This window comes from Anaerococcus degeneri, assembly GCF_017874475.1.
GTDB classification, from domain to species: domain Bacteria; phylum Bacillota; class Clostridia; order Tissierellales; family Peptoniphilaceae; genus Anaerococcus; species Anaerococcus degeneri.
In genome coordinates this window covers 39,148-62,878 of record NZ_JAGGLO010000006.1, presented here as the reverse complement: position 1 = coordinate 62,878, position 23,731 = coordinate 39,148, and the positions used below count along the sequence as shown (strand labels likewise).

Here is a 23,731-nt window from a genome sequence, read left to right as displayed (position 1 = left end):
TCGTAAAATGGATATGTTATATCATCTCTTTTTTCAATTTCTCTTTTGTATTTTAATAATTCTTCGTTTCTAAGTAATGATCCAACTGTTAAAAATCTTTCTGTAATTTTTATACCTCTTATATTTTTCTAAATTTTCCAACATTCTAACATTAGGCGCCTTAGAAAATATTCTATGTAGTAAAGTATAAAAAAAGCCCCGTCCCATAAAGGACGAAGCTTTGCCACGTGTTACCACCTTAATTTCAAATTAATTTCACAATTAATAACTCATCGGGTACCAACATACCCTATCGCTGTAACGGGCGATCCCGTCTTATCTTAAATATCGGATAAGAAACTCAAAGGCCATTTTCAATCTAATCTCACTAGGCTACTCTCACCAAACATAGCTTCTCTGGGTAGGTTGATTAAATCTACTTTTCTTCTCATAGTTTATTTTCTATAGTTCGATTATACATAGGAAAATTTTCCCTGTCAAATAATTTTTAATAATTATTCGAAAATTTCTGTATAAATGGCTATAAAATAAGGTTTAAAACTTAAAATATTTTATCTTCTGTGATTATAAAGTCCATTTTTATATCCCAAGGATCGGCAGGAATTTTTATAGACCTAAAATCTGAAATCATAAGGCCGATTTTTGTGGTTTTATTTTCTCTTAAGAATCTATCATAAAACCCACCACCATAGCCCAGTCTATTTTTGTCATCGTCAAAAGATAGGCCAGGGCAGATGCTAAGGTCTGGATCTTTTATAAATTCGAGGCTTTTAGATGTTGGAATATCAAAGGCTCCTGCCTGGAGTTCTGATAGGTCATCTAATTTTGCCGCAAACATTTTATGATCTTTTATTTTTGGAACATAGATTTTTTTACCATCGGCTATTGCTTTTTTTATAAAATCTTTGGTTTCAACTTCCTTATTTTTTGAAACATAGACAAAGATACTTTGGGAATTTTTGTAAAAATCACTTGCTAATAAGTTTTCTATGATTTTTTCTGAATTTTCTTTTATGCAATCTTCTTCCATTTCTCGTCTGAGATTAAGGAAAAATCTCCTAAATTCACTTTTCATTTATTTTTCCTTTTATTTTTGAAACGAATTTATTCATAGGATTTTCACCATTATTATTAGGGCCTATATCCTTGTCAAAATACTCATCCCTGTAGCCTTCCCTGAAGGCGGCTATGACTTCAGCTCCTATTATAAGAAGTGATGAAACTATCAAAAGCCAGATGAAAAGGGCAAGGATACCGGCAAGGGCACCGTAGATTAGGGACTTGTTTGAGAAGTTGTTTATAAAATATGAATAAGCAAAGCTTGTAACATATATGGTAAAGGTTGTGAAAATCCCACCTGTTAGGGCCTGTTTAAAAGGAATCCTATTTGCCGAATTACCTGGGGCATACTTATAAAATATACCCAAGGCTGCTGCCATGATAAAAAGCGGTATAGCTGTGGTTAGGATGGTAAAGATTGGGGAAGAGAGGAAGTCAACGATGTATTCCAAATTTTTCCCCAAAAATTTCCCTGTTATATCAAGGATTTTGCTATCAAGGATTTTTAGGATAGTCGGTCCGTAAATCTGAAAGATAAGCAAAAACATGATAAAAACTATAAAAATAATGGTATAGATGATACTCATCAGTCTTTGTTTGATGGCCCTACTTTGGTGGCCTAGGCCGTAGGCGTGGTTTATAGCTGCGATTAGCTTGTCTACTCCACTTGTTGCAGACCAGAGGGCAAAGAGGATTGTGACTGTTGTGACAGCGGCAGATTGGCTCGAGGCAAACATGATGTCTAGGGCCTTGATTATTAAATCTGCAGTTGTCTTTGGCACTAGGTTTAAAAACTCATAGATAATTGTTTCATTACCCTTTAGAACCCTTGAAACTACTGACACCAGGACCATCATTAGTGGGATGGAGGCCTGGAGAAAGTAGAAGGATAGGGCAGATGAATAGGTCATTATGTCCTGGGTTTTTAGCCTATTTATGAAATTTTTTAGAAAATCCTTAAATTTATGCTTCTTTATCTTCATTTTTCAGATGTTTATCAAACCAATTTTTAATCTCAGTAAGCCTTTTTATCCTAGCTTTTGGCTTGCCAGATCGTGATAGTTCGTGGTTTTCTCCATGGAATATTACCATTCTTGTATCTACTCCATTTAGTTTTAGCTTGTTATACATTTGGATTCCCTGTTCTAGTGGGCAGCGGTAGTCACAGTCTGCGTGGATGAAGAGGGTAGGGGTTTTGGCCTTATTGGCGTATTTGATTGGGGATTGGTCCCACATTTTATCTAGGCTCTCCCAAGGATCTGCAGCAGTTTGGTCTGTTGCAAAGTAGTAGCCAATGTCAGATACACCGTAAAAACTTGTCCAGTTTGAAATTGACCTTTGGCTAACAGCAGCCTTAAACCTGTCGGTGTGTCCGATTGTCCAATTTGTCATAAAACCACCGTAGGATCCGCCATAGACTCCCATCTTGTCGGAATCAATTTGTGGATATTTTTTTATTGCCTCATCTACAAAATTCATCAAATCATCAAAGTCGATTTGTCCATAGGAGCCCCTGATGTCAGAATATTTTACACCCCTTCCGCTTGATCCGTGTGGATTTGTATAAATAATTATATAGCCATTTGAGGCAAGCATTTGGTGTTCGTGGTGGAAAATGTCAGAAAGTTCTGTCTTTGGCCCACCATGAACAGAAAGTATGGTTGGATATTTTTTGTCTGGGTCGAAATCTTTTGGTAAAAGAACATAGCCCCTTAAGTCGTCTCCATTTGAATGGAAATTAAATTCCTCGATTGGAAGGACGTTTTCAATCTTATTTGCAATTAGGCTTTGGTCTTTGGATTTGATTTTAAGTTCAGCAAGGTGGTCTCTTCCCATTTCTAGGTAATAAATGTCTTTATCAGTCACGAAGAAGTCTTCTATGCAGCCATCAAGTTCGAGTTTTAATTCACCCTCGAGATTGATTGAATAAAGCTTGGATTCTTCAAATTCTGTTACTAGAAAATATAGCCTCTTATTATGGACTTGGAAGGTTTTTGTAGCTCCAAATCTAGCATCTGTGCCGACAGAATTGCCAAAAGACTTGTCAAAAGAATCGTCATTTACCATTTTTACCTTGCCATCAAAGTCAACTTGGTAAATAAAAGCGTCCTCATTAATTCCGCCTTTTTTCATATCTGTTCCAACAAAAATTAGCCTATCTTCGATGAAATTGAGGGTGTAGGTAGAGTAACCCTTTTCTACAAGGACCTTTTCCTCTCCTGTCTTTAGGTCTTTTAGGATGATTGATTCACGAAATTCCATAACGCCATTTGAATCTTTGTGTCCCTTGATGTAGGCGATTTTTCCTAAATCTTCGCTTATATCAAGGCCATTTACTTCATTATCCTTGTCTGATTTTAGGATTTCTGTAAGCTTGTCAGCCTTCAAATCGTAAAGGTAATAATATACTGTTTCTTCCTTGAGGTAGCCAGCGCCATTTAGCCAAAAAGGAAGGGTTGTGACTTCTTCATAGGCTTCATTTTCTTTTTCTGCCTTTTTTTCATCTTCAGTTTTCTTTGGGCTCGCTGAGATTAGGTAAGTATCGTCTTTTAGCCATTTAATAGATTTAATGTCCTTATCAAGTTTAAAGGCGATCTCTCCTAGGCCGTGTCCATCGTTTTTATAAAAATAATCAAAAGAATCATCAGACTCATACTTATAGATCAAGTTAGAATCACCGTCAAAAGTGTAAAGGCTGGCGGTTTTTTTGTCTGTAACCCTGTAGGATTTGCCGAGATCTTTTTCGTAAATGTAAAGGTCTGTGTCATATTTATTGTCTTTTAGATTTGCCTGGGTTATTTTGTAGGCAATTTTATTGTCATCTTTAGAAACTAAAATTCCGGATAGAAATTCATAGTCAAATAAGTCGTTGATTTTAGTCATATATTCTCCTTTTTCATTAATACTATAATTATACCCTTTTGGAGTGTGGGGATAAACGGAATAAGGGTATTGACCTTGAATAAATCTGTAAATTGTCATATAATGTAGGTAAGAGAAGCCACCTCTTACCCATCAAAAAAGCCGCAAAGCGCAAACTTTGTGATACGAAACTACAAATGTTTCCCATTGGGGCATCGAAAAAAGAGGAGCGGTCACTCCTCTTTTTTCATTCCTTGTTTCTTTTTTCTTTCCATAATTCGAAAAGAATATTTGATAACAAGGGTAATACGAAACTTGATATAATTATAAAAATTATATCTATCAAATCTTTCCCCATGGGACATCACCCCCTTTCTTTCGTGGGGATAATTTTATTATATCTCATAAAGAAATTTTTTATTAATTAAGATTAAGGAAAAGGTTTTTGGGTATATAGATAATATAAAAGTTAGCAGCCTGCTAACTAAATATAGGAGGGAATTATGAAACTAAATATCAAAGCTAAAAATTTCACCTTGACAAATGACATCAAAATCGAGTCAGAAAAGAAATTTGATAGGTTAGATAAGTATTTCCATGATGAAGAAAATATGGATCTTAAGTTTGCTAAGGAGGGCATAGGCTACGAGCTTGAAGCTACTATGTTTTTAGATGGTGGCACAATCTTGAGGGCTGAAGCTTACGAGGAAACTTATGAGAATGCTATCGACAGGGTTATAGATGCTCTTGTTAGACAAATCAGAAAGCATAAGACCAGACTCCAAAGAGACAGACAAACTGGCGATAGTATCAAGTTTGAGGCTTTCGATTCTGAAGCAAAAGCTGATGAAAAAGAAGAAGAAATCAAGATAGCCAGAGAAAAAACTATTCCGGTTAAACCTATGAGTGCAGAAGAGGCTATCCTACAAATGGAATTATTAAACCACAATTTCTTTGTTTTCCAAGACGCAGAAGACATGGAAGTTAGGGTTGTATATAAGAGGAAAAAAGGCGACTACGGCCTAATTGTTCCAACCAGATAAAATTAACATACGACACCCTTATATTATTCAAGGTGTTTTTCTCCTTTCTCCCACCCCAGAGGTGGGAGTTTTATTTTGCTTATAAAGCCAGAAATTTTATTTTATGTTATAATTATTATAAGAAAGTGAGGACTTATGTATTCTAAAACTAATACCACATCCCTAATTGGCCTTGAGGGCAAATTAGTGGAAGTTGAAAGCGATATCACATCAGGTATGCCTGCCTTTAATATAGTTGGCCTACCTGATTCATCTATAAAAGAATCCAAGGACAGGGTGAGGGTGGCCCTTGTAAATTCATCCTATAAATTTCCTGCAGGAAGGATTACCATCAATCTTTCTCCAGCAGACCTTAAGAAAGAGGGAACACAGCTGGATTTACCCATAGCAATTTCTCTTCTAAGCTCTATGGGAGTCATCGATAGGGCCTACGATGACTATATATTTTTGGGAGAACTTTCCCTAGATGGGAGGATTTTGCCAATTAGAGGTGCCCTTGCTATGGTGATTTCCATGCGTGAGCAAGGCTTTACAAAATTTATCATTTCAGAAGAAAACAAGGAAGAATGTGCCATTATTTCCGATATTGAGGTTTATCCTTTCAATAAACTAAACGACGTTGTAGCCTTTTTGAATGGGGACTTGAAGAAGGATTTTTATAAGATAAATCCAGCACTTTTGAATGAGGAAATTTCTTATGATTTGGACTTTAAGGACCTTAAGGGCCAGGAAAATCTCAAGCGTGCCCTACAAATTGCGGCGGCAGGCGGCCATAATTTGCTAATGGTAGGCCCTCCTGGATCTGGCAAGACTTTTTCTGCCAAACACCTGCCAACCATCCTCCCAGATATGAGTTTTGAGGAAAGGGTTGAGGTGACAAAAATTTATTCTATAATGGGCCTTCTTGATAGTGGTCATTTGGTAAGTGCAAGGCCTTTTAGGGCTCCTCACCACTCTTCAAGCCAGGTTGCCCTCATCGGTGGTGGGCATTCTGTGCCAAAACCAGGCGAGATTACCCTCGCCCACAGGGGAGTTTTATTTTTGGATGAATTTCCAGAATACCAAAAAAATGTCATCGAAGCCTTGAGAGAACCTCTCGAAAACAAGGAAATAAACGTGGCTCGTGCCCAGGCCAGTGTGAAATATCCTTCAGACTTTATCCTAATCGCTGCCATGAACCCTTGTCCATGCGGAAATTACGGCAATCCTCTTAAAGAATGTACATGTTCGATTAACGAAATTAGAAGGTATCTAAACAAGATTTCTTCGCCAATTCTTGATAGGATTGATATCCATATTGAGATAAAACCTGTAAAATATGATGATTTGCACGATGATTCTAAGTCGAAATCTTCTGCCGAGCTTAAGAGCGAGGTGGTAAGGGCAAGACAAATCCAAGCTGTCAGGTATAAGGACGAAAAAATCAAGACCAATGCCTTACTTTCAACTAGGCAGATGAAAAAATATATCAAATTAAGTCCAGAAGTTGAGAAAATAGGCCAGATGGCCTTTAATAAATACAATTTTTCCGTAAGGAGTTATAACAAAATCCTAAAAATGGCAAGGACTATTGCCGACCTTGAGGCAAGTGAGGAAATTACGACAAAACATCTCCTTGAGGCTATAAGGTATAGGTCTCTTGACGATAAATATTGGAGTGTCTAATGCTAGACCAAAGGCAGATTGCTGTTGATATTGACGGCTTTATAGAAAATTTAATAAGAGAAGCTATCGGTCTTTTCGCATCTGATATCCACCTTCAACCTGAGGAAGGCTTCGGGAAAATTAGGCTAAGGATAGACGGGTCTCTTGTTGATATCATGCAAATTCACAGGGAATATTTTGACATGGTTTCATCAAAAATAAAGTTGTCCTGTGGGATGGATATTTCCCAAAAAAGGATGCCCCAGGATAGGTCTATGCAATATGAGGCCTTTCCTGGTATTGATTTTAGGGTATCGTCTGTGCCTACAATTCTTGGCGAAAAAATTGTAATCAGAATCCTTTCTGTAGATATTTTTATGGAAAAGGCCAGGCTCTTGGGTTTTTCTGATGATAGCAAGGATAAACTCACCAAAGCCATTAGGAAAAAATCTGGCATAATTTTGATGACTGGGCCAACAGGATCAGGAAAGACAACTTCCTTATATGCACTTTTAGAAAAACTCAACAGGGAGGATGTCAATATAATCACAATCGAAGACCCAGTTGAATATAAGATTGAAAATATAAATCAGATTTCAATCAACGAAAAAATCGGTCTAACCTATCCAGTAGTCCTAAAATCCATTCTACGCCAAGACCCTGATATAATTATGATTGGTGAAATTAGAGATAAGGAAACTGCAGAAATAGCAATTAGAGCTGCAATTACTGGTCACTTAATCCTTTCTACTGCTCATACGAGGAATGCCTTTGCGGGTCTTATTAGACTCAAAGACTTGGGAGTGGAAGATTATCTCATAAGGTCAGCTGTAAACCTCCTCGCAGGCCAAAGGCTAGTGAGAAAACTTTGCGACTGCAAAAGAGAAGACGTCATGACTGATGCAGAATATGAACTAATGTCAACCTACATAGATGTGGACAGGGACGCTGTAATCTACCGTCCAGTAGGTTGTCCACATTGCAACGGAGGCTACAAGGGCCGCCAGGCAGTAGAAGAAGTTATGCCGATAGATAATGAATTTAAGGATATACTTAGAATCTATGGCCTAGAAAGTGAAAAAATCGGCGAAAAACTAAAAAAAGATGGCTTTAGACCAATGATAGTAAACGGCCTAATTCAAGTCTTAGAAGGAGAAACATCCTTCGAAGAAATTTTATCCGCCCTTGATTATTGAAGGTGAATTATGAAAAAATTGAAAAACGGGAGAAAAATATGAGTGAAAACCTATTATCAACAGCAATTTGGGAAGATATGCCAATAGATATATCAAAAGAATCCGACTTTATCTGGTCGATTGCCAACAAACTCAGGGGAGTTTATATGCCAGATAAGTACGGAGATGTAATTATTCCAATGACCATAATACGAAGGTTTGAATGTGTCTTAGCAAATACTAAAGATAAAGTAGTAGAAACTTATGAACAAAATAGGTCTTATCCAGTCAAAGCAATGTACAGGGTAGCTGGCAGGCAATTTTATAATACATCCAGATACAACCTAGAAGAGCTTTGCAATGACCCAGACCACTTGGCAGCAAATTTCAAATCTTACCTCGAAGGATTTTCGGCAAATGTATCAGAAATCTTAAACGAACTAGACATAGATACCCATATTGATAAGATGAATAAGGGCAACTGCCTATTTACAGTGGTTAAGGCCTTCTCTGAGCTAGACCTATCAGAAGAAAACTTTGACCCAATGAAAATGGGCTATATCTTTGAAAACCTAATCGGCAGATTTTATCAAAACGTAGATGCTGGTCAGTATTATACAGGCAGAGATATTATCAAAATGATGGTATGGGTCCTCACTGCCGAAGGATGCGACGATGTCTTTGACGATGGCAAGGTCATAACAGTCCTAGATCAAGCCGCAGGAACAGGGGGCATGCTTTCTACAGCCTACGGACACCTCCGCCACCTAAATCAAACTGCGGATATCAGGTTATTTGGCCAGGAACTCATAGGTCAATCCTACGCAGTAGGCCTTGCGGAAATGCTTATCAAGGGCCAAGATGCATCAAACTTTATCCATGTTGACACCTTCAAAAAAGATTGTTTCAAAGATACAAAGATGAGATTTGTCATAGAAAATCCACCTTTTGGCACTCCTTACAAGGGAGCTGATGCCAAGACTGGCCAAGAAGAAGCCGTCATGGAAGAATACGCCAAGGGCGAAAAATCTAGGTGGCCTGCTGGTCTTCCTGCAGGTGGGGATTCCCAGCTACTTTTTATGCAATCTGCTATAGACAAAATGGACGATGAAGTTGGCAGGGCCGCCATAATTACAAATGGTTCACCACTTTTTAATGGGGGCGTATCCTCTGGAGAAAGCCAGATAAGAAGGTGGTTATTAGAAAACGACTACATCGAGGCAATCATAGCCATGCCAACCGACCTCTTTTACAACACCGGCATAGCAACCTATGCTTGGATTTTATCTAAAAACAAGAGAGCAGAAAGACTTGGCAAAATCCAGCTTATAGATGCCACAGAAATCTACCACTCACTTAGGAAATCTCTAGGCAACAAGAGAAAGGAATTTACAGGCGAAGACCGCAAAAAAATCACAGAACTATATGCGAACTTCTCTGAAAACGACCTTTGCCAAATCTATCCAAATGAGGAATTTATCTACAGAGAATACACAGTCATGGAGCCCCTCCAAAGGTCCTACGCTATAAATGATGAGAGGATAGAAAACCTTGAGACATCAGGCAAATTAAATTCATTCTATGATCCTGCAAAACATGAGGAAATCCTAGAAAAAGAAGAAAGTGCCACAGAGTTAAACAAGACAGAAAAGAAAAATCTTAAAAAATATGAAGAAAATAAAATTGATTATGAAAAGATATTTGAAAAGCTAAGGGCAAACAAATCTGATATCATTTATAAAAATGTAGATGATTTCGAAAAAATCTTGGATATGGTCTTGGCAGACCTCAATTTAAGTAAGACCATCTTTGCCAATATCCTAGACGGCCTTTCCCTAATGGATAAAAATGCGGAAATCCAAAAAGACAAGAAGGGGAAAATCATTTATGACAAGGACACCAAAGATACGGAAATCGTAAATATCAGAGAAGATATAGACACCTATATGCAAAGGGAAGTCCTCCCACACATCCCAGATGCCAAAGCCTTCTTTGAAGAAGACCTAAGCCTAAAGACCCCAAGGATCAAAACAGGTGCAGAAATACCTTTTACAAGATATTTCTATAAGTACGAGTCCCCAAGACCATCAGAAGACCTCGCCAAAGAGTTTTTGGAATTAGAAGACTTGGTCAACCAAAAAGTCAAAGACCTATTCGAGGAGAACTAAGATGGCAAGGAAAATGAAAGACTCTGGCATAGAATGGATAGGGGAAATTCCTGAGGATTGGGAAACTACAAGGATTGGAAGTTTATATTCTTTAAGAAATACAAAGGTTAGCGACATAGATTATCCACCCTTATCAGTAACTATGAATGGAATATTACCACAATTAGAAACAGCCGCAAAAACAAATGATCACAATAATAGAAAACTTGTAAAAAAAGATGATTTTGTTATAAATAGTAGGTCTGATAGAAGAGGTTCTTGTGGAATTTCAAAATATGATGGTTCAGTTTCTTTAATAAACATTGTTTTATCACCTAATGAAACGATGAATCCTGAATACTATAACTGGGTTTTTACAAATCCATCATTTTCGGATGAATTTTATAAATGGGGAAACGGGATTGTTGATGATTTACGGACAACTAATTGGAGTAAAATGAAAAACATAGATGTCCCTCACCCAAATTTAGAAGTACAAGAAAAAATAACTTATTATTTAAATAATAAAATATCATCTATAGATTATTTATTAATAAAAATTAATGATGAAATAGAAAAATTAGAAAACTACAAAAAATCTCTAATTACAGAGGCTGTGACCAAGGGTTTGGATAAAAATGTGGAAATGAAAGACTCTGGCATTGAATGGATTGGACAAATTCCTAAACATTGGGATCTAATCAAATTAAAATTCATATCTGATTCCATTTCAAAAGGGATAAGTCCAAATTATGTTGAAGAACATTTAACTCCAGTAGTAAATCAAGCAACTTTCAGTAAAGGTTATTTTGACTGGAATTTAAAATATTGTAGTGATAAACCAATTGGAGAAGAGGTGCTACAAAAAAATGATGTTTTGCTTGCTACTACAGGTGGAGGAGTCTTAGGAAAAACGTACTTCTTTGAGGAAGATGGAATGTTTTTAGCATCAACAGATGTTGCATATATTAGAAATAAGAATAAAGATATAGCAAAATTAATTTATTATATTATGAGTGTAAATTATGAATTGATTAATGGAATTTTTGCTAAAGGATCCACTAATCAAACACATCTGCAAATGGACTTACTTGCTAATATGCATATTCCAATTCCTGAAATGAGAGAATTAAAAGAGATAATTTCTAAAATTGATGAAATTAGTAAAATTATAGACGAAACAATTTCACTAAAACAAAAACAATTACAAAGCCTAGAAGAATACAAAAAGTCACTCATTTATGAGTATGTGACTGGAAAGAAGGAGGTTTGACTTGGCAAATTTTAATATATTTGATGAAAGATATGAATTTCAAAGGGAATTTTTGGACCATTTAGTTTCTGAAAATGGCTTTATAGAGAGGAAAAACAAGGATTTCAATAAATCCTATGCCATGGATATAGACCTCCTTTTTGAATTTCTATATAAGAGCCAAGGAGATTTGATGGCTGACCTTGAGGGGATTTATAAGGACGACCTCAGAGAGACTCTTGTTAACTTTATCAATGGGGAAATTACTAAAAAAGGTTCTTCACTTGTTGATGTCCTTAAAAATGGGATAGAAATTTCTAATAGGAAGCTAGAGCTGATGTACACAAGGCCTGCCACAGATTTCAACAAGGACCTTACTGAAAAATACGAATCCAATATCTTTTCTGTCATGGAAGAGGTTTGGGCAAATGATGATGAAAGGGTGGACTTAGTCTTATTCTTAAATGGGTTGGCAATAATTTCCCTAGAGCTTAAGAGCGAATATTCTGGCCAGACCTACAGGGATGCCATCGAACAATACAGAACAGACCGTAATCCTAAGTCTAGGCTATTTTTGTGGAAGGCAGGGTGTTTTGTAAATTTTGCTATGGATACATCAGAGGTCATGATGACTACCAAAATAGATGGGCCTGCGACTTTTTTCCTTCCTTTCAACAAGGGCAGGGGCGAGGGAGTCCACACCGGTGCAGGCAATCCAGAAGTTTCTGATAAGCTTCCTGTGTCATATATGTGGGAGGAAGTCCTCACCAAGGATTCGCTTTTAGAGTTAATCAAGAAGTTTATTTTCATTGAGAGAGTCGAAAAAGAAGACGAACTTACTGGGTCTACAAAGATTAAGGAAACAGTGATTTTCCCTAGGTTTCACCAATTAGATTTGGTTAGAAAATTATTAGCCGATGTTAGGGAAAATAAAACTTCCTTAAATTATCTTATCCAACATTCTGCTGGATCTGGCAAGACAAATTCAATTGCCTGGCTCGCTCACAGGTTGGTTTCCCTCCACGATAGAGATAATAAGGTGATTTTTGATACAACTATAATTGTCACTGACAGGGTGGTGGTGGATAGGCAGTTACAAAAGGCAGTGATGAGTCTTGACCATGCCCACGGCCTAATAAAGACCATGGATGAAAAGTGCTCATCAAACGACCTAAAGCTTGCACTTGAGGGCAATACAAAAATAATTGCAACAACAATTCAAAAGTTTCCTTATATAGTTGATGAGCTTGTAGGACTTAAGGATAAAAATTTTGCAGTAATTATTGATGAGGCCCACTCTTCTACATCTGGCAAAAATATGGCGGCGGTAAATGAAGCCCTAGCTTCTTACGATGGGGAATATCAGGACGAAGATGACCTTATCCTAGATAAGATTAGAAAATCAGGCAAGCAGGCCAATGTTTCTATGTTTGCCTTTACAGCTACACCAAAGGCTACTACCCTAAGGATGTTTGGTAGGCTAAATAAAAATGGCAATTATGAGGCCTTCCACCTATATTCTATGAAACAGGCTATAGAAGAAGGATTTATCCTAGATGTTTTGCAAAATTACACAACTTATGAAACCATGTATAGGATTAATAAGGAAATCGAGGATGATCCAACCCTTAAGACATCCGATGCTAAAAGAGCGATTGCAAGGTTTGTAGAGCTTCATGATACAAATATTAGCCAGAGAGTTCAAATAATCATCGAACATTTCAAAAATAATGTCATGGAGGGCCTAGGTGGACAAGCCAAGGCCATGGTTGTCACTTCATCTAGAGAGGCTGCTGTGAAATACGCCAAGGCCTTTGACGCCTATGTTAAAAAACAAGGATATGATAATATCCACGCCCTCGTTGCCTTTTCTGGCAAAGTAAAACTAGATGATGATGAAAAAGAATATACAGAAGTTAGCATGAATAAAATGAGCGAAGACAGAGTTCCATCTGCCTTTGATTCTGAAGCTTATAATGTGATGATTGTTGCAAATAAGTATCAGACAGGTTTTGACCAAAATAAATTAGCTGCCATGTATATTTTAAAGAAGCTAAAGGGTGTGAATGCTGTTCAGACACTTTCAAGGCTAAATAGGGTTTGCCCACCTTTCGAGAAGAAGGTCTTTGTCTTAGATTTCACCAACGATTATGAAGACATTAAAAAATCCTTCGCCCCATATTACACAACAACCCTGCTTGCGAGTGATTTGACAGCCAGCAAGGTTAGGGATATTTTAACAAGTATTGAGGGCTATAATGTGATTGACCCACTTGATGTAGATAGGGCAAATGAGTTGATTTTCAAAAAGAGAGAGGGAAATATTACTGCTAAGGAGCAAAGGTCACTGTTGATGTCTTTGCAAAATGCAAATAGGAGACTAAAGGAATTATCAGAGGAAGAACAGAGGGATTTTATCTCAACTATGAGAAATTTCAAAAGATTTTATGAATTTTTGATCCAGGTGTCTTGCTTTGAGGATTTGGATGTGCACAAATTCTATATCTATATTTCCTATTTTCTAAAAATCATATCTATAAATGAACCGGGCCCAGGTTTTGACCTAAAGGGCAAGGTGAGGGCTGATAATTTTGTCCAAAAGAAGGGTAAAACCCATATAGGTGGACCAGGTACTTCATCTCCTATAATAAGCCTACCTACTGCTGGCCCTATAGAATTACCACCTGATAAGAAGGAAAGATTATCAGAAATAATTGCAGAAATCAATGCAAAAACAGGGGCAAACTATGATGTGAATGTGGCCACCAAGGCTGCTATGCAGATTAGAGATATTATGCTAAAATCTGAGGAATTAAAAAGGTCAGCCAAAAACAATTCTGAAAATGACTTCAAATTCTCTTATTTTTCAAATGTGGAAGACGCCCTCATAGAAGGTTTGGGACAAAATCAAGGATTTTTCTCTTACCTACTTGATAATGCAGATGCTCAAAAAGAGGTACTTGGCATTTTCTTAAGTGAAATCTATAGGAGTCTTAGGGCTTAATATATTTTCTTGGCCTATTTTTTAAGTTTAGGCCAAGTTATGAAGGTGAATTATGAAAAAATTGAAAATGGTTTTAGGGCTTGTGGCTTCTTTAATAATTGGTATTTCAGTATCCTTTTTATTTAGACAGAATGGTAGTCATTTTGACTACGAAATTGATCCAAAATATTATTCCGAAAATCAAAGTCCTTTTGAAAATGACTTTGACTATGCCTTTGATACTTTGGAAAAATACTATGGCCTTTTTTATAGGAATGGGACCTATGATTTTTTGAAAGAACGAGAAAATTACAAGAAAGAAATCAAAAACCTAAAGACCGATAAAGAATTTTTTGATAAGATGAATAGGATTTTGGAAGATTTGGGTGATGGTCATACCAATCTTTTGGATAATGATGAGTCTTATGATATGAAAGAGACCTTTGTCCTTTCAAATAAGGAAGAAAAAGGTCTTGTTAATGTTGATTTGATAAATTATTTATTTGGGACAAAAATTTCTCGTTTTTTTGATAAGATTTTTAAAGAATCTAGGGCGGCTACTAAAAATCTAATCACCCAAGATATAAATAAGGATATAGCCTATATTAAAATTAGGGCAATGATAGATCCAGGGACTCCTGATTTTGAGGAAGATTTAGACCTTCTAAAGACTTATCTCAAAAAATCAAAAAACAAGAAGGCCTTAATAATAGACCTTAGGGGCAATGGTGGGGGCAATTCTGCCTACACAGATTCTTATTTGTATCCTATGATTTTGGGCAAAAAGGATTTTAAAGATACCCATGAATATATTTTATTTAGGTCAGATGAGGTCTTTAAGTACGACCCACAGTTTCCGGAGTTAAGGGATTCTATAAAGAAAATTAAGGAGTCGGATTTTAAATATTTGGAAGATAATATTCCTTTCCTTAAAAAAGATAAGAAGATGATGGATGATATTAGAAAAAACTACACCTACATTATCTTTAATCCGGGTCTTGAAAATCCTGGAGAATTTGGTGATGACTATAAATTTAATGGCAATCTCTATCTTTTAATCGATGAGGATGTCTATTCATCAGGCCAAATTGCAGCTCACTTTTTTAGGGATAATAATCTAGGTACAATCATTGGGGAAAAGACAGGTGGAGATGGGATTGGAACAACACCAGCCATGGTGAAACTTCCAAACACCAAGTACATCCTAAGATTTTCCCACGAGCTAGGACTTAGGGAAACAGAATCGATGGAAGAATCAACCTACACAATTCCTGATATAGAAATCCCCAAAAAAGACCAATCACAAATCCCTTCTAATGACGGGTGTGTGAAGAAAGTAATAGAATTAGAATCGCAGGGTAAATAATTTTAAAAAAAGCGGCATTTGAATATGTCGTTTTTTTGGTGCAATCAATCTAAGTTTATAATTTTAAATGGAAATTAAAATCTAAAGCCAGGTCATAAGTCTAGTTTTTTATAGAAAAAATCAGGGATTTTGGGTATAGTGGTTAGGATATAGAGAGGGATTATGACTGAATTAAAAATACCTGACCACATTGCGATTATCCTTGATGGCAATGGTAGGTGGGCAAAAAAACAAAATAGGCCTAGGACCTTCGGCCATAAGGAAGGTGCGGAAAATGTGGTTAGGATAGCAAGGTCCGCCAAGAAATTTGGGGTTAAGACTTTGACTCTTTATGCATTTTCCACAGAGAATTGGAAGAGACCAGCTAGTGAGGTTGGTTTTTTGATGGATTTATTGATTAAATTTTTAAATTCTAAGCTAGATCAACTAATGGCTGAAGATTGTAAGATGAATTTTTTGGGAGATATTTCAAAACTTCCGGCAAAGACCAAAAAAGCTTGTGATCTTGCCCTTGAGAAGACAAAAGATAATAAATCGCTTACCATAAATATTGCCCTTAATTATGGGGGAAGGGATGAAATTGTCCATTCCTTTCAGAAAATTATGGAAAAAGGCTATGGCAAGGACGAGATTACAGAAGAATTAATTTCTGAAAATTTATATACGGCAGGCCTTTCTGATCCAGATTTATTAATCAGACCTGGTGGGGAAATAAGACTTTCAAATTTCCTAATCTACCAGCTTGCCTATACAGAATTATATTTTACAGATGTTTTGTGGCCAGATTTTACAGAAGATGACCTAAGGGAAGCAATCCTTGCTTTTACCAAAAGAGATAGAAGATATGGTGGCTTATGATTAAGTTTTTAAACAGGGCCTTTGGTGGCGCTGTAATTTTAACACTTTTAATACTGATAACTTATTTGGGTAGGATTCCTCTTGCCATTGGTGTGGCAGCTTTTTCTTATATTGCCCTCCACGAGATGGATAAGGCTTTAAAGAAGATTGACCTTCATTTGCCAATGAAGTGCCTATATTTTATAAATGGAATTATTATGGCGGCTGCCTTTGTAAATAATTCTGATATTTATATAGCATCCATCGTGGTATCAGTTTTATCTTTATTTATGTATATTATTTTGACAGGTCACTATAGCCTTTATGATGGCTTTGCGGCGGCCTTTGTCATGCTTTATGTGTCATTTTTGATTTCCCATATACTTAGGATAAAAAATGTCTCCTATGTTTGGATGCTTTATATTACAGCCTGGGGATCAGACACCTTTGCCTATATAATTGGCAGCCTTTTTGGCAAGCACAAGATGGAGTGGATGGCCCATATTAGCCCAAATAAGACCATAGAAGGATCTATTGGGGGTATTATTGGGGCGACAATTTTAAATATTGTCTATTGCCACGAATTTGGACTTGATAATTATATCAGGGAGATAGTTATTTTTACAATTATAGCTGCGATTATGTCTCAAATTGGAGATTTAATTGCATCTTATATCAAAAGACAAACTGGAATTAAAGATTTTGGTAATTTAATACCAGGCCACGGCGGCATACTTGATAGGTTTGACTCTATCATGTTTATTGCTCCTGTCCTTTATCTTTTTTCTAGGGTTTAAGGAGGATAAATGAGAATAGTTTTAGCGGTAGTTTTATTTTTGCTACTGATTGTTTTCCACGAGTTTGGCCACTTTATTGTGGCTAAAAAATCGGGAATAAAGGTAAATGAGTTTGCAGTAGGGATGGGACCCCTTATTTATTCAAAGGAAAAAGGGGAGACTACTTATTCTTTTAGGGCAATTCCTATTGGCGGGTATTGTGCTATGGAGGGCGAAGATGACGAATCATCTGATCCAAGGAGTTTTGACAATGCACCTGCCATAAAGAGATTTTTAACAATCCTTGCAGGGCCAGTGGCGAATTTGATTATAGCAGTCCTTGTTTTTACAATAGTTGGTGTAATTGGCGGAGTTGTGACTACAAGAGTCGATGACTTTATCGAAGATTCCCCAGCCAAGGTTGCTGGCATTGAAAAAGGCGATGAGATTTTAAAAGTCAATGGCCAAGAGATTTCTGATTTTGCAGATATTTCTAAAGTGGTTAATGATTTTTATAAAGATAAGGATTTCGAAAAGGAAATCACAGTGCTTGCAAAAAGAGATGGCAAAGAACTTGATTTTGCCTTTAAGCCAAAGGTTGAAGGAGAAAATACTTATATTGGAATAATTCCTGCTAGGCGCACACCTGGATTTTTTGAGGCCATAGGCCTTGGTTTTAAGGAAACAGGCCGCAATATCAAGATGATTTTCGTGATTTTAGGCAGGCTTTTTACTGGCAAACTCGCCCTTGGTGCCCTTTCAGGTCCGGTTGGAGTCCTTAAGGAATTAGGAAACCAAGCCCAAAATGGTCTTGCAAACCTACTTTACTTTTTGGCCTATATTTCAGTAAACCTTGCGGTTTTCAACCTCTTGCCAATCCCTGCCCTTGATGGGTCAAAGCTTTTGACAAGTGGGATTGAAATTATTACAGGCAAGAAAATAAATAAAAAACTTGAAGAAAAAATTACCATGGTTGGATTTTTCATATTGTTAGGTCTAATTTTGGTGGTTTCAATAAAAGATATCATAAATATTTTTAGATAAGAAGGTATAAATGAGAAAAGAAACGAGAAAAATTTTTGTAGGAGATGTTGCTGTTGGTGGCGGCTCTCCTATTTCTATCCAATCAATGACAACTGCGAAGACTTCTGATGTGGAAGCAGTAGTTAAGCAAATAAAAGCTTTAGAAGCTTGTGGTTGCGATATTTCAAGGTCGGCTATAAATACAATCGAGGATGCAAAGGCCATTGCTAAGATAAAAAGCCTTACAAATATTCCTTTTGTGGCTGACATCCAATTTGATTATAAACTAGCCCTTGCAGCTGTGGAAAATGGGTGTGACTGTTTGAGATATAATCCAGGAAATATTGGGGGCAAAGATAAGGTGGCCCTCCTTGTTGAAGAGTGCAAGAAAAGACAAATCCCAATAAGGATTGGGGTTAATTCTGGGTCGATTTCTAGACAAGTTATAGATCGCTTTGGCGGAGTTAACAAGGATTCCCTTGTAGCATCTGCCATAGAAGAGGTAAAAATCCTTGAAGATATGGACTTTCACGACATAAAAATTTCTGTAAAATCTTCTGATGTAAATACTATGATAGATGCCTATAGGCTTTTGTCATCTAAGGTAGATTACCCTTTGCATCTGGGAGTGACAGAAGCAGGACCTCTCTATCAAGCCCTTGTTAAGTCCTCAATAGGGATTGGCTCTCTCCTTAAAGACGGGATTGGCGATACTTTGAGGGTGTCTATCACAGGTGATATTGTTGAGGAAGTAAGGGCTGGCAAGGCAATTTTGAAGGCTCTTGGCCTTAGACGTGATGGACTCGATATAGTTTCTTGCCCGACTTGTTCTAGGACTACAGTTGACCTTCCAAGGATAGTTGGAGAGGTTGAAGAAAAGTCAAAAGGCCTTGATGTCAATGCCAAGGTTGCCATTATGGGTTGTCCTGTAAATGGTCCTGGCGAATCAAAAGAGGCAGATTATGGAATTTCTGCTGCTAATGGGATGGGATTTTTGTTTAAAAATGGCAAGACTGTTAAGAAAGTAAAAGAAGAAGAGATAGTAGATACCCTAATTGAAGTTTTAAAAGAAGAGAAAAATGCAAATTGACCTGGCTAAATTAATAAAAGTTAAAGAAAATTTATATACTATAATAAGTGCGATTTATTATCAAAAGGAAAACCTGCTGGACCTTAGAATTAAATCGGAAAATCCTTTAGATTCCAGGTTTGAAGAGGATTTGAGAGAATATTTCGACTTTGTTGACCTTAAGATTTCCTATGAAAAAATTATTGTAAAGGACTGTGACGATTATATACCAGAATATGAGGGCGAGGTCGAATACGAAGATGTACCTGATGATTTAAATGACATAGTTTTTAGGGATGAAAATACCTCAGAGCCTAAGCCAATAGAAAATCCTTCTTATTATCCATCTAAGGTAAATTTTGGAGATGAAGAAGCTGAAATCATAGATATAGATGACGGTTTAGATGAAAATCCTTTTAATGAAGTGAGTATAGATCAAGATGAGCTTTTGGAAGAAGAAGCGGAAAGTAAGGAAGAAAGCTCAGTTTCTTTGACAAATGAACTGGAAAATACTGATTTAGTTGAAGAGGAATTGGACGAAGACCTTGAAGAAAGGGAACTTGCCGAAGAAGACGAAGAAAGTCTACTTGATGAAGAAAATCCTCAAGATGAGAAAATAATCCATGTCGAAGAATCTTTCCAAGTAGGAGTAAGTCCACAAGCCGCCGAATCTTCATCATTTGATGACCTAAAAAGGGCAAAGGAAGCCCAACTACAAAGGCAGATTGCCCAGGCACTTAATTATCAAAACAAGCAAAAGGAAAAGGAAGAGGCCAAGAAAAATACTGAAGGCCTAAATTTTGGGAGAAAAATCAAGTCTGACCCTATACAAATCGAAGATATTTACGATAAAAAGGGTATGACCAATTCTCTGATTGGGACTATTTATGGCTTAAGTTGCATTGAAACAAAATCTGGTTATTTTATTTATACTTTCGATTTGGAAGATAAGACTGATGCGATTTCATGCAAGCTTTTTGCCAACAAGAAAAATAATTTCAAACTTGAAGAACTCAAGGATGGGATGGCTGTTCAAGTTGAAGGTGTTTTAAACTTCGATGACTATGCCAAGGAAGATGTCTTTACAGTAAATTCTATAACAAATGCCTTGATTTCTAAGAAGGTAGATTTGGCAGCAGATAAGAGGTTTGAGCTTGAACTTCATTCAAAATACACAAACCTGGACGGTTTTGTGGACGATGGTGTCCTTTTGAAAGTCCTTAAGGAATGGGGTTGGGATACAATTGGTATAACCGATACAGAAAACCTCCAAGTCTTGCCTTATGTTTACGATTCTTATAAGAAAAACGGAATCAGAGTCCTAAACGGGGTGGAACTCCTTCTTGTGGAAGATGATTTAAGGATATTGACCAATCTATCTGACAAAGATTTACCAAATTTCAAAAATCTTGAAGATGGGTCTTTTGTGGTTTTCGATATAGAAACCACAGGGCTTTTAAAATACAGGGACGCCATCACAGAAATCGGTGCTGTGAGGGTGGAAAATGGAGAAATAACCGAAACTTATAACCAATTAATAAATCCAGAAAGAATCTTACCTGAAAAAATCGTTGAAATAACAGGTATTACAGACGCCATGCTTGCTGATAAGCCAAAAATCGACGAGGTTTTACCAGGATTTTTAAAATTTGCTGGAGATAGCATCTTAGTTGGTCAAAATACAGACTTTGACGTAGGTTTTATAAGAGAAAATGCAAAGAGATTGGGTTTGAATTTTGATCCGATTTACCTAGATACCCTCCCAATGGCTCGTGCACTTTTTGATGACATGGGGAAAGTTTCCCTAGATAAGATTGCAAGAAAGCTTGATATACCAGCCTTTAACCACCACAGGGCATCTGATGATGCAAGGGCAACAGCTCAGATTTTCATCAAGATGTATAAGATGATTATGGATCAGGAAGGCCTTGATATTTCAAAGATTAATAGCCTTAAGACTGCATACCCAAAGGCTAAACACCAGACTTTTTCTGCTCTTGCCTTCGCTAAGGATAAGACAGGGCTTAAAAATCTTTACAAGCTAGTTTCCGAATCTAGGATGAATCACATTGCAAATGGCGAAGCAAGAACTCCTTTGTCTGTCCTTGAAAAATATAGGGAAGGACTTGTTCTTGGTGGTGGTGGAGCAGAAGGAATGGTCTTTGAATATCTCCTAAATGAAAGAAATGACAGGGATATAAAAAGAATCTTAGATATGTTTGACTTCTACCAAGTTGAGCCAGTTTCTATGTTCTTAGACAAGGTTGAGTCCGGAAAAATCGACTCCCTTGCCCAAGTTAAGGAAATTAACCAAAAGATAATTGATTTTGGTGAGGCTAATAATAAATTAGTTGCAGCGACAGGTGGGGTTAGATACTTAGAACCTGGAGATTACAAGCTTAGAAATGTCCTTAAAAAAGGTTCATTCTTCTTCTACAAGGAAAACAGGCCCCTTTATTATTTGAGGACCACAGATGAGATGCTAAAAGATTTTGCTTATCTTGGCGATTCAAAGGCCTACGAGCTTGTAATTAGAAATCCAAAGAAAATTGTGGCTGGCCTTGAAGATATTAGGCCAATTCCTCATGGGACCTTCCCACCAAAAATCGAAGGTTCAGAGGAAATGCTAAGGGAAACTTGTTTTAAAAAGGCCCACGAAATCTACGGCGATCCTCTGCCAAAAATTGTAAAAGATAGGCTTGATAGGGAGCTACATTCGATTATTTCAAACGGCTACGCAGTTTTATATATAATTGCCCAGAAGCTTGTAAAAAAATCCAACGAAGACGGATATCTAGTAGGTTCTAGGGGATCTGTAGGTTCTTCCTTTGCGGCGACCATGGCTGACATCACTGAGGTTAACCCACTTTCTCCTCACTATGTTTGTCCAAAGTGTAAACATTCGGAGTTTTTTGAAGATGATTTGTTGGGTTCAGGTATAGATTATCCAGATAAGGATTGTCCGGAATGTGGAACACCAATGCATAAGGATGGCCACAATATCCCATTTGAAGTATTTTTAGGTTTTGAAGGCGACAAGGAACCTGATATAGATTTAAACTTTGCGGGAGAATACCAACCTACAATCCATAAATATACCGAGGAACTTTTCGGTGAGGGCAAGGTCTTTAGGGCAGGAACCATAGGTACTATCAAGGATAACACTGCCTTTGGTTATATCAAAAAATACATGGAAGAAAATAACCTAAACCTCACAAATGCTCAAATTAGAAAGCTCCAAAGAGGTTTAAGTGAAGTAAAAAGGTCAACAGGCCAGCACCCGGGCGGACTTATAGTTGTGCCTGATGATATAGAAGTCTTTGATATTTGCCCAATCCAATATCCGGCAGATGACCCAGCAAGCGGGAATAAGACTACACATTTCCCATACAGGGTTATGGAAGAAACCTTATTGAAGCTTGACCTTTTGGGCCACGATGTGCCTTCTGTAATCAGAAATCTCCAAGACTTGACTGGAACAGACCCACTGAAGATAAAGATGGACGATTCGGACGTCATGAAGATTTTCTCATCTACAGAGCCACTTAAGATTAAACATGATTTCTCAAATAACGATGTAGGGACTCTTGGGATACCAGAATTTGGAACAAACTTCGTACGTGGCATGCTCAAGGATACCTATCCTAAGAAGTTTTCTGAAATGGCTAGGATTTCTGGTTTGTCCCATGGTACTAACGTTTGGTTAAGCAATGCTCAAGATCTTATCAAGTCAAATACTGCAGACTTTAATGAGATAATTTCAACCAGAGATGATATCATGAACGCCTTAATCCAAGAAGGCCTTGATAAGAAAAAGTCCTTCATGATTATGGAAAAAGTTCGTAAGGGCAAGGGCTTAAGCGAAGAAGAGATTGAATATATGAGAGAAAATGGGGTCAAGGACTGGTATATAGATTCTTGTCTAAAGATTGCATATCTTTTCCCAAAGGCCCACGCTGTTGCTTATTGTTTAATGTCCTACAGGATTGCTTATTATAAGGTTTACTACCCTGAGGCCTTCTACGCTTCATATTTCTCATCAAAATTAGGTGATTTTACCTATTCTACAATCTTATCTGGTCTTGAATCTGTTCAGATGGCTTTAAATGCCTACAAGGAAATGTTCAATATAAGCAAGAGAGATCAGGATTTGAGGACGGTCTTTGAAGTTGCAGAAGAGATGCACGCCAGGGAAATAAAAATCAGGAAGGCTGATATTTACGAATCTGATGCGACCAAGTTTTTGATCAAGGATGGACAAATACTCCCACCATTGGCGGCAGTTGATGACGTCAGCGAAGCTATGGCAAGAGATATAGTAGAAGAAAGGGCCAAGGGAGATTTTATCTCGATTGAAGACCTTACATCAAGGACTTCGGTCAATAAAAACGCCCTAAAGAGCCTAAAAGACTTGGGAATCATAGAAGGAATCCAGGAAGAAAACCAAATGAGCCTATTTGATGGCTTGTTCTAAGAAAAAAACTGTTGGACAGAA

Annotated in this window: 15 protein-coding genes and 1 other annotated feature; of the genes, 12 read left to right on the top strand and 3 right to left on the bottom strand. The window is 37.1% G+C overall.

The features are described 5' to 3' along the window. Positions 1–205: 205 nt before the first annotated feature. Positions 206–440 (bottom strand) — a binding site (T-box leader). Positions 441–541: 101 nt separating this feature from the next. From J2Z38_RS07085 to J2Z38_RS07075, 3 genes are read right to left on the bottom strand one after another with little or no spacing between them, the layout of a single operon-like run. After that, positions 542–1,075 carry a 5-formyltetrahydrofolate cyclo-ligase gene (locus J2Z38_RS07085; RefSeq protein WP_209774280.1) on the bottom strand — a complete coding sequence of 178 codons (534 nt, stop codon included), beginning with the start codon at positions 1,073–1,075 and terminating at the stop codon, positions 542–544. Next, a complete protein-coding gene (locus J2Z38_RS07080) occupies positions 1,065–2,042 on the bottom strand; it encodes a YihY/virulence factor BrkB family protein (protein ID WP_209774278.1) in 978 nt (325 codons plus the stop codon). The genes J2Z38_RS07085 and J2Z38_RS07080 overlap by 11 nt, the downstream gene beginning before the upstream one ends. Further along, entirely contained in the window at positions 2,023–3,942 is a 1,920-nt protein-coding gene (locus J2Z38_RS07075; RefSeq protein ID WP_209774277.1) for an alpha/beta hydrolase family protein, read from the bottom strand. The genes J2Z38_RS07080 and J2Z38_RS07075 overlap by 20 nt, the downstream gene beginning before the upstream one ends. A gap of 482 nt (positions 3,943–4,424) precedes the next feature. Between J2Z38_RS07075 and hpf the strand changes: the two genes are divergently transcribed. The 12 genes from hpf to J2Z38_RS07015 all read left to right on the top strand — a co-directional run bounded on the left by hpf (position 4,425) and on the right by J2Z38_RS07015 (position 23,710). Then, on the top strand, positions 4,425–4,964 hold the full coding sequence (gene hpf / locus J2Z38_RS07070) for a ribosome hibernation-promoting factor, HPF/YfiA family (protein ID WP_209774275.1): 540 nt from the start codon (positions 4,425–4,427) through the stop codon (positions 4,962–4,964). A 135-nt stretch (positions 4,965–5,099) separates the two neighbouring features. After that, positions 5,100–6,629, top strand: coding sequence for a YifB family Mg chelatase-like AAA ATPase (locus tag J2Z38_RS07065; RefSeq protein WP_209774269.1), 1,530 nt, complete (start codon positions 5,100–5,102; stop codon positions 6,627–6,629). Continuing rightward, a complete protein-coding gene (locus J2Z38_RS07060) occupies positions 6,629–7,804 on the top strand; it encodes a GspE/PulE family protein (RefSeq protein WP_209774268.1) in 1,176 nt (391 codons plus the stop codon). Before J2Z38_RS07065 ends, J2Z38_RS07060 begins: the two co-directional genes overlap by 1 nt. Positions 7,805–7,842: 38 nt before the next feature. Then, positions 7,843–9,951, top strand: coding sequence for a type I restriction-modification system subunit M (locus J2Z38_RS07055; protein WP_209774266.1), 2,109 nt, complete (start codon positions 7,843–7,845; stop codon positions 9,949–9,951). Between the two features lies 1 nt (position 9,952). Then, positions 9,953–11,203 carry a restriction endonuclease subunit S gene (locus J2Z38_RS07050; protein WP_209774265.1) on the top strand — a complete coding sequence of 417 codons (1,251 nt, stop codon included), beginning with the start codon at positions 9,953–9,955 and terminating at the stop codon, positions 11,201–11,203. A gap of 1 nt (position 11,204) precedes the next feature. After that, the gene (locus J2Z38_RS07045; protein ID WP_209774263.1) at positions 11,205–14,186 is read left to right on the top strand and encodes a type I restriction endonuclease subunit R; all 2,982 of its coding nucleotides are present in this window, start codon (positions 11,205–11,207) and stop codon (positions 14,184–14,186) included. A 52-nt stretch (positions 14,187–14,238) separates the two neighbouring features. After that, on the top strand, positions 14,239–15,531 hold the full coding sequence (locus J2Z38_RS07040) for a S41 family peptidase (RefSeq protein ID WP_209774261.1): 1,293 nt from the start codon (positions 14,239–14,241) through the stop codon (positions 15,529–15,531). 162 nt (positions 15,532–15,693) lie between these two features. Next, on the top strand, positions 15,694–16,389 hold the full coding sequence (locus J2Z38_RS07035; protein WP_209774260.1) for an isoprenyl transferase: 696 nt from the start codon (positions 15,694–15,696) through the stop codon (positions 16,387–16,389). Beyond that, complete coding sequence (locus J2Z38_RS07030; protein WP_209774258.1) at positions 16,386–17,165, top strand: phosphatidate cytidylyltransferase; 780 nt, start codon at positions 16,386–16,388, stop codon at positions 17,163–17,165. Before J2Z38_RS07035 ends, J2Z38_RS07030 begins: the two co-directional genes overlap by 4 nt. A 9-nt stretch (positions 17,166–17,174) precedes the next feature. Then, a complete protein-coding gene (rseP, locus tag J2Z38_RS07025) occupies positions 17,175–18,188 on the top strand; it encodes an RIP metalloprotease RseP (protein WP_209774257.1) in 1,014 nt (337 codons plus the stop codon). 10 nt (positions 18,189–18,198) lie between these two features. Then, a complete protein-coding gene (ispG, locus tag J2Z38_RS07020) occupies positions 18,199–19,257 on the top strand; it encodes a flavodoxin-dependent (E)-4-hydroxy-3-methylbut-2-enyl-diphosphate synthase (RefSeq protein WP_209774251.1) in 1,059 nt (352 codons plus the stop codon). Continuing rightward, positions 19,247–23,710 carry a PolC-type DNA polymerase III gene (locus J2Z38_RS07015; RefSeq protein WP_225304611.1) on the top strand — a complete coding sequence of 1,488 codons (4,464 nt, stop codon included), beginning with the start codon at positions 19,247–19,249 and terminating at the stop codon, positions 23,708–23,710. The genes ispG and J2Z38_RS07015 overlap by 11 nt, the downstream gene beginning before the upstream one ends. Positions 23,711–23,731 lie beyond the last annotated feature (21 nt).